15 protein-coding genes are annotated in these 14589 nt (G+C 64.2%); 5 read left to right on the top strand and 10 right to left on the bottom strand.

The window, feature by feature from the left end:
* Position 1 precedes the first annotated feature (1 nt).
* Positions 2-760: a proteasome-type protease gene (locus Q7U29_RS26850; protein ID WP_304746524.1), complete on the bottom strand. Its 759-nt coding sequence runs from the start codon at positions 758-760 to the stop codon at positions 2-4.
* A 143-nt stretch (positions 761-903) separates the two neighbouring features.
* On the opposite strand from Q7U29_RS26850, the gene Q7U29_RS26845 reads away from it, so the two are divergent.
* The gene (locus tag Q7U29_RS26845) at positions 904-1296 is read left to right on the top strand and encodes a hypothetical protein (protein ID WP_304746523.1); all 393 of its coding nucleotides are present in this window, start codon (positions 904-906) and stop codon (positions 1294-1296) included.
* A gap of 232 nt (positions 1297-1528) precedes the next feature.
* Here Q7U29_RS26845 and Q7U29_RS26840 read toward each other — a convergent pair whose 3' ends face one another.
* Entirely contained in the window at positions 1529-2833 is a 1305-nt protein-coding gene (locus Q7U29_RS26840; protein WP_304746521.1) for an FAD-binding oxidoreductase, read from the bottom strand.
* A gap of 69 nt (positions 2834-2902) precedes the next feature.
* On the opposite strand from Q7U29_RS26840, the gene Q7U29_RS26835 reads away from it, so the two are divergent.
* Complete coding sequence (locus Q7U29_RS26835; protein WP_304746519.1) at positions 2903-3757, top strand: VOC family protein; 855 nt, start codon at positions 2903-2905, stop codon at positions 3755-3757.
* 181 nt (positions 3758-3938) lie between these two features.
* Here the strand turns inward: Q7U29_RS26835 and Q7U29_RS26830 are convergent, their stop codons facing one another.
* The 8 genes from Q7U29_RS26830 to Q7U29_RS26795 all read right to left on the bottom strand — a co-directional run bounded on the left by Q7U29_RS26830 (position 3939) and on the right by Q7U29_RS26795 (position 12231).
* Positions 3939-4904, bottom strand: a complete 966-nt coding sequence (locus tag Q7U29_RS26830; RefSeq protein ID WP_304746518.1) for a branched-chain amino acid ABC transporter permease — start codon at positions 4902-4904, stop codon at positions 3939-3941.
* Entirely contained in the window at positions 4901-5773 is an 873-nt protein-coding gene (locus tag Q7U29_RS26825; RefSeq protein WP_304746516.1) for a branched-chain amino acid ABC transporter permease, read from the bottom strand. The genes Q7U29_RS26830 and Q7U29_RS26825 overlap by 4 nt, the downstream gene beginning before the upstream one ends.
* A gap of 9 nt (positions 5774-5782) precedes the next feature.
* Entirely contained in the window at positions 5783-6487 is a 705-nt protein-coding gene (locus tag Q7U29_RS26820; RefSeq protein WP_304746514.1) for an ABC transporter ATP-binding protein, read from the bottom strand.
* A gap of 12 nt (positions 6488-6499) precedes the next feature.
* Positions 6500-7255, bottom strand: a complete 756-nt coding sequence (locus Q7U29_RS26815; protein ID WP_304746512.1) for an ABC transporter ATP-binding protein — start codon at positions 7253-7255, stop codon at positions 6500-6502.
* Positions 7256-7318: 63 nt separating this feature from the next.
* On the bottom strand, positions 7319-8626 hold the full coding sequence (locus tag Q7U29_RS26810) for an ABC transporter substrate-binding protein (RefSeq protein WP_304746510.1): 1308 nt from the start codon (positions 8624-8626) through the stop codon (positions 7319-7321).
* 188 nt (positions 8627-8814) lie between these two features.
* A complete protein-coding gene (locus tag Q7U29_RS26805) occupies positions 8815-9654 on the bottom strand; it encodes a transglutaminase family protein (protein ID WP_304746508.1) in 840 nt (279 codons plus the stop codon).
* A gap of 171 nt (positions 9655-9825) precedes the next feature.
* Complete coding sequence (locus tag Q7U29_RS26800) at positions 9826-10770, bottom strand: alpha-E domain-containing protein (protein WP_304746506.1); 945 nt, start codon at positions 10768-10770, stop codon at positions 9826-9828.
* Between the two features lie 42 nt (positions 10771-10812).
* Positions 10813-12231, bottom strand: a complete 1419-nt coding sequence (locus tag Q7U29_RS26795; protein WP_304746504.1) for a circularly permuted type 2 ATP-grasp protein — start codon at positions 12229-12231, stop codon at positions 10813-10815.
* 256 nt (positions 12232-12487) lie between these two features.
* On the opposite strand from Q7U29_RS26795, the gene Q7U29_RS26790 reads away from it, so the two are divergent.
* The 3 genes from Q7U29_RS26790 (at position 12488) to Q7U29_RS26780 (ending at position 14513) form a co-directional block, all read left to right on the top strand.
* Positions 12488-13228, top strand: a complete 741-nt coding sequence (locus tag Q7U29_RS26790) for a molybdopterin-binding protein (RefSeq protein WP_304746502.1) — start codon at positions 12488-12490, stop codon at positions 13226-13228.
* A 28-nt stretch (positions 13229-13256) separates the two neighbouring features.
* Positions 13257-13784 carry a xanthine phosphoribosyltransferase gene (gene gpt / locus Q7U29_RS26785; protein ID WP_304746500.1) on the top strand — a complete coding sequence of 176 codons (528 nt, stop codon included), beginning with the start codon at positions 13257-13259 and terminating at the stop codon, positions 13782-13784.
* Positions 13785-13889: 105 nt separating this feature from the next.
* Positions 13890-14513 carry a hypothetical protein gene (locus Q7U29_RS26780; RefSeq protein WP_304746498.1) on the top strand — a complete coding sequence of 208 codons (624 nt, stop codon included), beginning with the start codon at positions 13890-13892 and terminating at the stop codon, positions 14511-14513.
* Positions 14514-14589: the final 76 nt, after the last annotated feature.

The following is a 14589-nucleotide window of genomic DNA, read 5'->3' as shown; positions in this document are numbered from 1 at the left end:
TTTATGTTTTTGGTTCTGTTTCGGTCTTGTAGGGCGGTCTTGGAATGTTCTGGTGCGCCGCGCGCAGCGCCGCCGACCAGCGCGAGCGCAGATCGTGGAAATACGGCTCGCCCGCCTCGATGCGGTGGTTGAGATCGGCGTCGCAGACATCCGAGCGCACCACCAGCACGTCGATCGGCAGGCCGACGCCGAGATTGGAGCGCATGGTCGAATCCATCGAGATCAGGCTGGTCTTCAGCGCCTCGTAGAGTTCGACGTCGTAATGCATGGCGCGGTCGAGCACCGGCTTGCCGTATTTGTGCTCGCCGATCTGCAAATAGGGCGTGTCGGTGGTGCATTCGATGAAATTTCCGGCCGGATACACCATGAACAGGCGCATCCGCGAGCCCTTGATCTGGCCGCCGAACAGGAACGAGACGTCGAAATTGATGTCCTCGGATTTCAGCGCCTCGCCTTCTGTGGCGTTGACCGCGCGGATGGCGCGGCCGATGCGTTGCGCCGCCTGGAACATGGTCGGCGCGTTCATCAGCGTCTCGAGCTCGCCGGTGTGCGGATCCTCGAGTCCCTCGGTGAGCGTCGACAGCACCGACTGGCTGATCGCCAGATTGCCTGCGCTGGCGATCGCCATGATGCGGTCGCCCGGCTTGCTGAAAATATGAAGCTTGCGAAAGGTCGAGACATTGTCGAGCCCGGCATTGGTCCTGGTGTCGGCGATCATGACCAGACCGTCCCGCACCAGCACTCCGCAACAATAGGTCATTCCCGGTCCCCAAACACCAATCGAGACGATCGGCGGGCAACTAGTAGCCAATTTCAGGGGGCCATCCAACCCCAATTCCCCGTGGTGCAGCCATCCCCGAACGGGTAGAAAATCACCCGAGCAATCCGAGACGGGGAGCACCGATGCGAAACCCAATGGTGATCGGCGGCCTGATCGCAAGCGCGCTATTCATGGGCGCCTCAAGCGCCCTTGCGGGACCCTGGGAAGACGGCATGGCGGCCTATAACCGCGGCGACTATGTGCCGGCGATCCGGCTGTTTCGCCCGTTGGCCGAGCAGGGCAATCCGAAGGCGCAGAGCGTGCTCGGGAAGATGTACCGCAAAGGGCAGGGGGTCGTGCGCAATCCGGCCCAGGCCTTCATGTGGTTCAGCCTTGCAGCCAGGCGCGGGGACGCCAGGGCAAGAGCGGAAATGCGCGAGGTGTCGCACGCCATGACGCCGCAGGAAATCTCGACGGCGAACCAGATGGCGCAGGCCTGCGAAGCCTCGAACTACCGGGCTTGCGAGTATTTTTGACGCGGCGACCGCATGCGCGGCATGCACGGTGCGCTCCCTCTCCCGCTCTTGCGGGGGAGGGTTGGGGTGGGGGCTCTCTCATCCGCAAAGCCGCAAGCAGTGTGTCTCGCGGAGACACCCCCACCATAGCCGATGCTTCGCATCGGCGTTCTTCTACCAAGACCGGCGGCCATAGGCCGCCTATGCCCTCCTCCGCGAGCGGGAGAGGGAGAAGAATCGCCGCCGCGCCGCCTCACGCAATCTCGCGCGCGTCGCGCCGCCGGTAGACCATCAGCATCAACGGCGCGAGCTTGCGCATCAGTCCATGCGCGGGAATCGGGACCGGCTCGGTGAACGGCAGCGCCAGATCAGCCTCAGCCGTACCGCGCACCGCCTTCGACAGTTCATCGCCGAGCGCGATCGACAGCGCCACCGCGCGGCCGTTGCAGCCGGTCCAGCCATAGGCGTCGGGACCAAGCCGGTGAATGCGCGGCAGGAAATCCGTGGTCATGCCGACATAGCCGTTCCAGACATAGTCGAATGCGACCGGCCCGATTTGCGGCCACAGCCGCTGCAGCCGTTCGCCGACCCGCTGCTTTATTCGTTCCACCTTGTTGCCGGGGCCGATCACGGCACCGCCGGTCACCAACCGGTTCCGCGCGTCGTAGCGCGCAAAGTAAAGTTCGCCGTGGGTATCCGACATCGCTTGCCGGCCGGGGATGATGGTTTTGCGCGCTGCCTCCGGCAGCGGCTGCGTCGCCATCTGCCAGGACAATACCGGCATCACTTCGTGCGCGATCTCGGGCATCAAGGTCTTGGAGAATTCGCCGGTATAGGCGTTGGTCGCCACGATCAAAGCGCGGCCGCTGATCTCGCCCTTTTCGGTCTTGACCACCCAGCGGTCGCCCCGCCGTTCGAACGAAATCGCGGGCGAGCGTGCGTAAATCCGGCCGCCTTGCTCCAGCACGATTCGGGCGAGGCCCAGCGACAGCGCCAGCGGGTTGATGTGGCCGCCGGTCTTGTTCCAGAAGCCGCCGAACCACGCATCCGAGCCGAGCATTTTTCGCGTCTGGTCGCGCGTGAGCATCTCGACGTCGGCGCCGAATTTCGACCATTGCCGCACCCGCCGCTCGGCGATCTTGATGCGTCCGGGCGAATGCACCGGCTGCACCCAGCCGGCCTGTTCCTGCTCGGCCTGGATCTGATAGCGCCTCGCGACGTCGAACAGCGTGGAAGCACAGTCACGCAGCAGCGCGACAAAGCGTTCTCCCACCGCGCCGTGTTTCGCGATGATATCCTCCGGGTCGGGCCGCGACAGGGTCGGGATCACCTGGCCGTTGTTGCGCCCGGAAGCGCCCCAGCCCGGCTCCATGGCCTCGACGATGGCGACATCGACGCCGGCCTCGCGCAGATGCAGCGCCGTCGACAGGCCGGTAAAGCCGCCGCCGACCACGATGACGTCGGCTTGCATAGTGCCGACGAGTTCCGGCAGTTCCGGACCTGGAGGCGTCGCCGCGGCCCATAGCGAGTCGGGCCAGCGGACATTTGCGGTATGCATCGCCATGCTTTCCTTGCCGTCGGTGATCTGGTTAGCTTAGAGCCCAATTCATGCCGGGGAAACAGCATAGTGCCGCTCAGGAATGTCATCGGAATCGATCATGCCGTCGTCATGGCGCGTGATCTCGACGCCGCCGCCGCCAACTGGAAGCGGCTCGGCTTCACCATCTCGCCGCGCGGCACCCACAGCGCGCATATGGGCACGGGCAACTACACCATCATGCTCGATCCTGACTACATCGAGCTGCTCGGCGTCCTGACCGACACCGGACACAATGCGCCGGCGCGGGCCTTTCTCGCCCACCGCGAAGGCATCGAACGCCTCGCCTTCACGGCGGTGGATTCGGCCGCTGGCGCCGAGGAGATTCGCGCACGCGGCTTTGAGCCGATCGGGCCGACCGACTTCGAGCGCCCGGTGACGATGCCGGATGGCAGCCTGTCGGCGGCCAAATTCACCACCTTTCAATGGCCGGTGGCCGAGGCGCCGGGCGGATTGCGCATCTTCGCCTGCCAGCACAAGACGCGTGAAACCGTCTGGATTCCCGAACTGATGAAACACGCCAACGGCGCGCAGCGCTTGAAACAGGTGCTGATCGCCTCGCCGGAGCCGGCCACGGACGCCGCCCACCTCGTCCGGCTGATCGACGGCAGCACCAGGGCGGAGCCCGACGGCGCCATCGCGGTGCCCTCAGGCTCGGACCGCGCCGATTTTGTCTTTCTCACGAAGGAGCAACTGGCCAGGCGCTATCCGGAAGTCTCGTTCGCCGGATTACCGGAACGGGGCAGCGCCGGCATGGTGATCGCGACGTCCGATCTCGCTGCTGCGGAGAAGGCGGTCGGGAGCGCGGGGGTCCGCAGCGCGGGGGCGGTTTGTGTGGCGCCTGCGGCGGCGAATGGCACGCTGCTGGTGTTCCTGGGGGCATAGCGCGGGCTCCCATAGTCGATGAGAGTCTGAGTCCTCATCCTGCGGAGCCGCGCGCCTTCGCGCGGCGTCTCGAAGGATGGAAACAGGAACGTGCCAGATGGTTCGAGACGCGCATTCGGCAGCGCAAGGGCGCTGCCGAATGCGCTCCTCACCATGAGGGAGTGGTGTGTCGCGCGAAGCCCTAAACCTTCCGCGCCGTCTTCAGCCTGTCGAGGATACTTCCCAGAATCCCCTTCGGCAGGAAAATGATGAACACCACCAGCAGGACGCCGTAGACGAGGTTGTCCCAGCCGACCGCCTTGGTTCCGAAACCGATGCGCAGTCCTTCCGCCAGCAGGATGGTGATGACGGCGCCGATGGTCGGTCCGAGCGAGACGTAGAGGCCGCCGACGATGACGGCGAATACCATCTGCAGCGACACCGAGATGCCGCTCACGGTATCAGGCGAGATGAACATCTGGTACTGGCAGTAGAGCGCACCGGCCAGCGCCGTCATCAGCGCCGAGATCAGCGTGATCTTGAGCTTTTCCCAGGTGACGTTGACGCCGGCGGCGGCGGCGGCGTCCTCGTCCTCGGAGATTGCCTCCAGCGCATAGCGGTCCATGCTGCGGTCGACCCATTTCCAGATCACGAGGCCCACCGCCCAGACGCCGAGCGCAATCAGGTACCAGGTGACCTTGTCGTCGAATTGCAGCGCCCAGAGCTGGCTGCCCTTGGTACGATCCGGCGTGTAGCCGAGCGAGCCGCCGGTATAGTCGCGCGTCGCGGTAATCACCTGCAGCACGATGCCGGACAGCGCCAGTGTGACCAGCACGAAATAGTGGCCGGTGATGCGGAAGCGGAAGCACGGATAGGCCACGATCACCGCGAGCAAGGCGGCGGCGGCCATCGCGATGGGAATGCCGATCCACGGCGACAACCCCAGATGATTCCACAACAGCGCCGTCACATAGGCGCCGACGCCCATGAACCCGCCATGTCCGAGCGACACCAGGCCGAAGCGGCCCATCATCGACCATGAAGTATAGGCGAACGACCAGATCAGGATCAGGATCAGGATGTGCAGGTGGTAGGGCTCGCGATAGACGAAGGGCAGCGCGATCAGCGCCGCGCCGGCAATCCAGGGAAACAGCTGTTTTGCGGTCACGAGCGCCTCGCCAGCAGCCCGGCGGGCCGGATGAACATCATGACGATGAAGAACGCGAAGGCCAACACGTAGCCCCATTCGAGATCGGAGAACAGCCCGCCGAGCGAGATGATCTCGGCGAACACGAACGCCGCCACGAAGCCTCCGACGAAATTGCCGAGTCCGCCGAGCACGCAGATCAGGAAGGTGATCGGGCCGAAAGACAGCCCGACGAAGGGATGGATGTCGTATTGCAACACCAGCAGGCAGGCGGCGAGGCCGGCGAGCGCGCCGCCCAGCGCCGAGGTGATCAGATAGATCCGGCGGGTGTCGACGCCCATCAGCGCCATGATCTGGCGGTCCTGCGAGATGGCGCGGATCGCGGTGCCGACGAAGGTCTTCTTCATGAAGAAATACACCAGCAGCATGCCGATCAGGGCCGCGGCGAACGCCAGCAGGCGGGAATAGCTGAAATGCATCTCGGCGAATTTCAGCACCGGCATTCTTATGCCGAGGTTGCGGAAGTCGATGCCGAAGGCGACGGTGGCAAAACTCTGCAGCACGAACAGCACGCCGCCGGTGGCGAGCAGCTGGTTGATCGGCGGCGCCGAGAGCAGGGGGGCGATCACCAGCAGATGCAGCAGCGCGCCGAGCCCCGCGACCAGCAGGATGGTGAAGGGAGCGGCCACGTAATAGGGCAGCCCGAACACCTGGACCAGATAGTACATGCCGTACATGCCGATCATGACCAGCTCGGCGTAGCAGATCCAGGTGACGTCGATGACGCCGAAGATCAGGTTCAACCCCAGCGCCAGCAGCGCCAGCACGCCGCCGAGCAGGATGCCGTTCACCATGGCTTCGAGCAGGTAGATGTCGAAAATTTCCGTCATCGTTGGTACCTACACTCCGAGATAAGCTTGCCGGATCGAGTCGTTCGCCAGCATCTCGCTGGAGCTGCCGGAAGCGCGGATCGAGCCTGCCTCCAGCAGATAGGCGCGGTCCACCACCTTCAGCACCTGCTGTACGTTCTGCTCGACGATCAGCACGGTGAGGCCGCCGGCGCGAATGCGCTTCACCAGTTCGAACACCTGCTGCACCACGACGGGCGCCAGGCCCGCCGAGGGCTCGTCGAGCAGCAGCAATTTCGGATCGGACATCAACGCGCGGCCGATCGCGCACATCTGCTGCTCGCCGCCCGACATGGTGCCGGCCATCTGGTGACGGCGTTCCTTCATGCGCGGGAACAGGTCGAACACGAACTCCAGCCGCTCGGCGAAGCGTCCCCGCGCCTCCGGCATGAAGGCGCCCATCTTGAGATTGTCTTCCACCGTCAGGCGGGGAAACAGCCGGCGGTTTTCCGGCACATGCGCGATTCCGAGGCTGACGATGCGGTGCTCCGGCGTCTTCAGGATGTCGGTGCCCTCCATCGAGATGGAGCCTGTGCGCGGCCGGATCAGGCCGGAGATCACCCGCATCAAGGTGGTCTTGCCGGCGCCGTTGGGGCCGATCACGCCGACCGCTTCGCCGGCCTTGACGTCGAGACTGACGCCGAACAGCGCCTGGAAGGTGCCGTAGCCCGCGTCGATCGATTTCAGTTCCAGCATGCGCGCGCTCCCTTACCGACGCGCTTCGGCGGCTGCGGCTTGCGTCGCAACGGCGTCGGTGCCGAGATAGACCTCGACCACCCGCGGATCGCTCGACACCTGGCTCGGCAACCCCTCGGAAATCTTCTCGCCGTGATCCAGCACCATCACGCGATCGACCACCCGCATCAGCACGCCCATGATGTGCTCGACCCAGATGATGGTGATGCCGAGCTCGTCGCGGATCTTGCGCAGCATGTCGGCGGCCTGGTCCATCTCGTTCTCGTCGAGCCCGCCGAGGCTTTCGTCGGCCAGCAGCAGTTTGGGGCCGGTCGCCAGCGCTTTCGCGAGTTCCAGCTTCTTCAGGCCGGCGGCGCCGAGGCCGTCGACCAGCGCGTGGCGGTCGGTGGTCAGGCCGACCATGCCGAGCGCGCGCTCGGCGGCTTCCTCGGCCTTGATGCGGCTGTGCTTGCCCTGGCCGAAATATCCGGCCAGCGCCACGTTCTCGAACATCGTCAGCCGGTGGAACGGCCGCGGAATCTGGAAGGTGCGGCCGATGCCGCGATTGATGATGCGATGCGGCGCGAGGCCCGAGATTTCGGTGCCGTCGAACTGCATCGAGCCTGCCGACGGTGCAAAGGTGCCGGACAGCATGTTGAAGATCGTGCTCTTGCCCGAACCGTTCGGGCCGATCAGGCCGAGAATCTCGCCCTGTTCGACCCGAAACGACACCTGGTTGACGGCCGTGAAGCCGCCAAACCGCTTTACCAACCCCTCGACTACCAGCACGACGGTCCCTTATGTTTTGTCTTGGGACTTGTTTGTCCCTGGGACTTGTTCTTCTCGGGACGTCTACTTGTTGCTGTAGGTCGAGCCTGCGGGCAGCGGCAGCACGGCCTCGCGTTGCGCCTGGCTCTTCGGCCACACCACCGACGACTTGTCGTCGATGTACTGGATCACCACCGGGAACGAGCGCTCGTTCTGACCGGCCATCGGGCCGTCGGCGTGGAATTTGACGCCGAAACCGAGCATGGTGCCGCCCTCGGGCAGGTCGAGTTCCAGCGCCGCCTTGCGCAGGGCTTCCGGATCGACGCCGCCATATTTCTTGATGGCGCGCGGCAGCACTTCGGTCAGGAAGACGTAGGTGTTGGAGGCGGCCATGCCGACATGCGCCGAGCGGATGGCGATGCCCGGCTTGGCCTTGTCGAATTCCTCGCCGACCGTCTTGATGACCGGCGGCAGCTTGGGATCCATGGTCTTCTGGTTGGCAAGCCAGATCGAGATCGGGTCGACGTTGAAGAAGTGGTTGACGTCGCCGCCGAGGCCTTCCTTCAGCTTCTCGTAGACGCCGTAGCCGGCGCCATGGCCGATCAGCGCGCCGAATTTCAGGCCCTGTTCGCGCGCCTGGCGCAGCAGCAGCGTGATATCGGGATTATAGCCGGTGTGGAAGATCACATCCGGCCGGGCGCGCTTCAGTTTTGTCACCAGCGCCGACAGGTCGGGCGCGGTGGCCGCATAGCCTTCCTTCAACACCACTTCGAAGCCGGCCTTCTTGGCGCCGGCCACATTGCCCTTGGCGACGTCGACGCCGTAGGCGCCGTCTTCGTGGATGATGGCGACGCGCAGGTCCTTCGGCTCCTTGCCGAACTTGGCCTTGGCGTTGTTGGCGATGAAGTCCATCGCGATCAGGCCGAACTGGTCGCCGCTCGCCTGCGGGCGGAAGATGTACTTGAAGTTCTTGCCGTCCAGCACGGCCGAGGAGATGCAGGTGGTGATCCACATGAACTTCTTGAGCTGTTCGACGCGGGCGGCCACCGGCACGCACTGCGCCGACGAGAAGAAGCCGAGCAGCATGTCGACCTTTTCCTGCTCGATCAGCCGGATCGCCTCGTTGATGGCGACGTCGGGCTTGCTCTGGGCGTCGGCGTAGACAGCCTCGACCTTGTAACCCTCGACCAGTTTCTTGGCGTAGGAGTCGAGCATGATCTTGGCGCCGGTGTATTGCAGCTCCGAGCCGCCGCCGGCGAGCGGGCCGGTCAGGTCGTAAATCACGCCGATCTTGATCTTCTTTTCCTGGGCCTGGGCGGAAGCCGCCATACCCAGCGCCGCGATCGCGGCCACGAGCCCACCAATCACGCGGGCAGCCTTACGCACCGGCATCAAAACCTCCCCTGGAAAATTGTGCATTGCGCTTATTATTTTTTGTAGTGGCCCATCACACGGGGAGTGCCGACCGATGTCAAGCGGCAAGCGACGTCCAGCCGGCACAAGGACGCCGAACATCATGTCACACGACGGGAAGATGCATTTCCGCCGGCGTGCAATTGCGCGGCGCGGAATGAGCGGCGTTACGACTGGGTTTGCGACTGGCCCTGCCGTCCGCCGACCTGTTCGACCCTGACCGCCACCGACAGGGTTTCCATGCCGCCGCCGTAGCGGGTGCCGCGTACCGGTGCTGCGCCGAGGTAATCGAGGCCGATGGCGACGCGGGCATGGGCGTCGGTGGTGCAGATGGCGTTGGCGGGATCGAACCCGACCCAGCCGAGATCCGGAACGTACGCTTCCGCCCAGGCATGGCCGGCCTGCTGCTGGACCATGCCGTCGGAGCGCAGGAAATGACCGGCGACGAAACGCGCCGGCACGCCGCCGGTGCGCGCGCAGGCGATGAAGATATGCGCGTAGTCCTGGCACACGCCGCGCTTGCCGGCGAAGGCTTCGGCCGCCGAGGTACCGCTGTTGGTGGGGTCTTCGTCGAACGTCATGTGCTCGTTGATCTGCATCATCAGCGCATGCAGGAAGCCGAGCACGTCGCTTTCCGATTCCGAGCGCAGCTCGCGCGCGAAGTTCGCCATCGCCGGATTGACCAGCGTCAGATCGGTCGAACGCAGGAACAGGCTCGGCGGAAAGCGCTCGTCGGTGCCGCGCAGCACGCCGCCGGTATCGTGGGTTTCGATCAGGCCCTCGACCGTGATGGTGAGGTCGGCGATCGCGCCCTCGGTCAGGACATGCGTGACATTGCCGAACGCGTCCTGGTGCACCTGCAACCGGGAGTCGGTGGTGACGTCGATCTGCCATTCGGCAACGTATTGGCCGTCATGGCTGCCCGGCGTCATGCGCAGAATCTGAATCACGCCGGTGGCCGGCGGCTCATAGCGGTAGCTGGTGGAATGGGCAATTCGCAGGCGCATGGTGGACCGGATGTAGGAGTTTGGATGGATGTTAAGCCAGAAAGCTCGTCATGCCCGGACTTGTTCCGGGCATCCACGTCTTTCTTCGCCACTCTCATCGCAAAGCAAGACGTGGATGGCCGGGTCGAGCCCGGCCATGACGATTTTTGTGTGGTTCCCGGTTCGAATCCATCAGATCAAATACTGCTTGGTGATGATTTCGCCGAGCCGGGCGTTATCCAGAATGAACTCCTGGATGAATTCATGCACCCCGTGCTGGAAGATGTCGTCCATGTTGCTGTGTTCCAGCCGGTTGCGGACGCCGCGGGCATGGCGCTGGGCGGCGCCCTGGCGGCCATAGGCGACGCCGATCTGGTCGAGATTGCGCACCAGATTGCCGTAGCAGCTCGCCAGCGAGCGCGGCAGCGAATCGTTGAGGATCAGCAGGTCGGCGATCAGCCACGGCTTCAGGGTCTCGCGATAGACCCAGTGGTAGGCCGTCAGCGCCGAGACCGAGCGCAGGATCGAGGTCCACTGATAGTAATCGAGCGGGCCGCCGACATGCTCCTCCTCGGGCAGCAGCACGTGATACTTGACATCGAGGATGCGGGCGGTGTTGTCGGCGCGCTCCAGATGCAGACCGAGCCGCGAGAACCAGTAGGCGTCGTTGCGCAGCATGGTCCGGTAGGCGGAACCGTCGAACCGCAGCGAGGTTTCCTGCACGAAGCGCAGGAACTTGGCCAGCTCCTCGCGGGTTTTGGTGCCCTTGCCCCAGACTTCCTGCAGGTCGATCCAGGCCGAGTTGATGTTGTCCCACATCTCGGAGGTCAGCGCGGTGCGTACCGAGCGCGAATTGAGCCTGGCGTTTTCGATGCAGTTCTTGATCGAGGAGGGATTGGCCGGCGAGAACGACAGATACTCGACGACGTTGTGTTCGTCGGCTTCCTCGTAGATTTCGTAGAAACTGGCGCTGACGCCGGCGGTCAGCAGCGCCGAATCCCATTCGTTGGTCTTGCCGATATAGGTGTTCGGAAGTGCTGTGACCCGCAGCGTCGCCTCGATGGTGCGCGCGAGATACTCGGCGCGTTCGACGTAACGGGCCAGCCAGTACAGGTTTTCGGCGGTGCGTGACAGCATGCAGGAATCTTGCTCTCTCTCTACTCGTCCAGTATCCGAATTTTATTCGTCCAGAATCCACGTGTCCTTGGTGCCGCCACCCTGGCTGGAATTGACCACCAGCGATCCCTCCTTCAGCGCCACCCGGGTCAGCCCGCCCGGCACGATGGTGACGTGGTTGCTGCCGGTCAGCACGAACGGCCTGAGATCCACATGGCGCGGCGCAAGGCCGGATTCGACGCAGGTCGGGCAGGTCGACAGCGCCAGCGTCGGCTGGGCGATAAAACCCTCGGGTTCGCGCTTGAGCTTGTCGCGGAACGCCTCGATCGTGGCCTTGGTGGCCGCGGGCCCGATCAGCATGCCGTAGCCGCCGGAGCCGTGCACTTCCTTCACCACCAATTCCCCGAGATTATCGAGCACGTAGGCCAGATCCTTCGGCTCGCGGCAGCGCCAGGTCGGCACGTTCTTCAGGATCGGCTCTTCGCCGAGGTAGAATTTCACCACATCCGGCATGTAGGAATAGACCGCCTTGTCGTCGGCGATGCCGGTGCCGACGGCGTTGGCCAGAGTGACGTTGCCGGCCGCATAGGCCGACATCAGCCCGGGCACGCCGAGCGCCGAATCCGGGCGGAAGGTGAGGGGGTCGAGGAAGTCGTCGTCGACCCGGCGGTAGATCACGTCGACCCGCTTCAGGCCCTCGGTGGTGCGCATGAACACCTCGTCGTTCTTGACGATGAGGTCGCGGCCCTCGACCAGTTCGATGCCGAGCTTGTCGGCCAGGAACGAATGCTCGTAATAGGCGGAATTGTAGACACCGGGCGTCATCAGCGCCACCGTCGGCTCCGACGAGGCGTTGAGCGGCGCCACCGAGCGCAGCGCCGACAGCAATTCGTCCGGATACTTTTCCACCGGCGCGACGCGGTGGCGGGCGAACAGGTCCGGAAACAGCCGCATCATGATTTCGCGGTTTTCCAGCATGTAGGACACGCCGGAGGGCGTCCGCGCATTGTCCTCCAGCACGTAAAACTCTTCCGGATTGATGCGGACGATGTCGATGCCGGCGATGTGGACATAGACGTCGTGCGGCACGTGCTGGCCGTTCATCTCCGGCCGGAATACCGGGTTCTGGAAGATCAGGTCGTCGGGAATGATGTTGGCGCGCAGGATGTCGCGGCCGTGATAGATGTCGCGCAGGAACATGTTGAGCGCGCGCACCCGCTGCTTCAGGCCCTTCTCCAGGAGCGCCCATTCCCTCGCCGCCATGATCCGCGGGATCACGTCGAACGGGATCAGCCGTTCCTGGGCCTCGGCGTCGCCATAGACGGCGAAAGTGATGCCGATCCGGCGGAACAGCAGCTCCGCCTCCTGGCGGCGATACTCCAGCGCCTCCGGCGGCGTCTCCTTCAGCCAGCGGGACAGTTCCTGGTAGGCCGGCCGGATCTCGCCGCCGGGCCCATTCATTTCATCGAACGCAACTGCCATATATCCCGACGCTTTTCCCGACGCTTTGCCCGGCCATTTTCCTTGGCCATTCCAAGACCATGCGAGACAGTGCATGACTGAAAGGGATGGTAGCAAGGGCCGGGCCAGCGCGATATGCATTGACCGAGGGCATTTGGTAGCAAGGGTTCCAGCCGCTGCCTCAAAAAACGGCTGGCCGGTGCTTATTTCGACAGCAAAACCCCGTGACTTCAAGGCGTTGCTTGCGCAAAGTCACTACAGAGGGCGAGGAAAGACCATGAGCGAGATCGTCACCGCGGGCATTCTGGTGATCGGCGACGAGATCCTGTCCGGCCGGACCAAGGACAAGAACATCGGCTTTATCGCCGAATACCTGACCAATATCGGGATCGACCTCAAGGAGGTCCGCGTCGTCGCCGACGAGGAGGCCGATATCATCGCGGCCCTCGATGCGCTGCGGCATCGCTACGATTATGTCTTTACCACCGGCGGCATCGGGCCGACCCATGACGACATCACCGCTGACGCCATCGCCAAGGCGTTCGGCGTCGGCATCGACCACCATCCAGAGGTCGTGGCCAGGTTCAAGGAACGATGGGGAGCCCAGGATCTGTACGAGGCGCGGCTGCGCATGGCGCGGATTCCCGACGGCGCCGAACTGATCCAGAGCGCCACCATCCTGGCGCCCGGCTTCAAGATCGGCAATGTCGTCGTGATGGCCGGGGTGCCCACGATCATGCAGGCGATGATGGATATCGTGGCGCCGAAGCTGAAATCCGGCGTCCGCATGCTGTCGGAATCGGTTCGCGCCAATGCGCGGGAAGGCGACGTCGGCGGTCCCTTGCGCGAAATCGCCAACGCGCATCCCGACACCGTGATCGGCAGCTACCCCTTCACCGACGAGGAAAAGAAGCCGAACACCAATCTCGTCGTCCGCTCGCGCGATCCGGAAAAACTCGCCGCCGCGATGAACGCGGTCAAGGAGATGCTGGCGGGACTGAACATCACCACCCGCTAGCGGATCATTCGAAGGCGAACGGGGAGCGATGATGGCGGAACATCCGGAATTGAGCGCGCAGGAGAAGGCCGGCAAGGCCTTTCCGGTGTCGTGGGACCAGTTTCACCGGGATTGCCGGGCGCTGAGCTGGCGGCTCAATGACGTCGGGCCGTTTCATGCCATGGTCGCGATCACCCGAGGCGGGCTGGTGCCGGCGGCCATCGTCGCCCGCGAGCTCGGTATTCGCGTGATCGATACCGTCTGCATCGCCAGCTACGACCACACCAAGCAGGGCGAGTTGCAGGTTCTCAAGGACGTTTCGGCCGAAGTGGCAAAACTCGGCGGCGGCAGCGGCAAGGGCCTTCTGATCGTCGACGACCTCGTCGACACCGGCAAGACCGGCCGGCTGGTGCGCGCGATGATGCCGGATGCGCATTTCGCGGCTGTTTACGCCAAGCCGCAGGGCCGGCCGCTGGTCGACACGTTCATTACCGAAGTGTCACAGGACACGTGGATCCACTTTCCCTGGGACACCGCGCTGTCATTCCAGCCGCCGATCCGGGATGGCGGGGTGTAACGTCATTGCGAGCGCAGCGAAGCAATCCATCTCACAGCGAAAAGAAAGAATGGATTGCTTCGCTGCGCTCGCAATGACGGTTATGACTCACCGATCGAGCTACAAATGCCGCTGCAAAACCGCGTCACGCCCACCGGCGACATCGTCGCCACGCCGCATCGCGGGTTGTTCACCGGCAATCGCGGCATCATCCACGATCCCGCCACCAAAACCCTGACGCGGCGCTGGGCGAGCCAGGCGTGGTTGACCTGCGTGTGCGAATTCCGCGGGCGCCGGCGTGAGGTGATGGGCGGCCGCAGCTGGACCGAGCTGTTCTTTCTCGATGAAGCCACCGCGCTCGCGGCCGGGCATCGCCCCTGCTTCTATTGCCGCCGCGACGATGCCGACCGGTTTCGCAGCTGCTGGGAACAGGGCAATGGCGTCAGCCGGGTCCTCGCGCGCGACATCGATGCCGTGCTTCACCGCGAGCGGCTCGATCGCGGCAAGAAACGGGCCTATCCGCTGGCGTTGCCGCTGCGCGAATTGCCCGACGGCGCGATGCTGCAGGAAGGCGCGGAGAGCTACCTGGTCGTGCAGGGCCGGCCGCTGAAATGGTCGCCGGCCGGTTATGGCGCCGCGGCTGATGCGATCTGGGGACCCATGTTGCTGACCCCACCCTCGACGCTGCGCGCGCTGGGCGCTGGATATGTTCCCGTGCTGCATCCGAGCGCGGTGGGGATGATGGCGTAATTATCCCGTCATTGCGAGGAGCGAAGCGACGAAGCAATCCAGCTTCTTTCTTTGCGCAGCAAGCTGGATTGCTTCG

The organism is Bradyrhizobium sp. (genome assembly GCF_030654605.1).
GTDB lineage: Bacteria > Pseudomonadota > Alphaproteobacteria > Rhizobiales > Xanthobacteraceae > Bradyrhizobium.
This window is presented reverse-complemented; position numbering and strand designations above follow the sequence as displayed.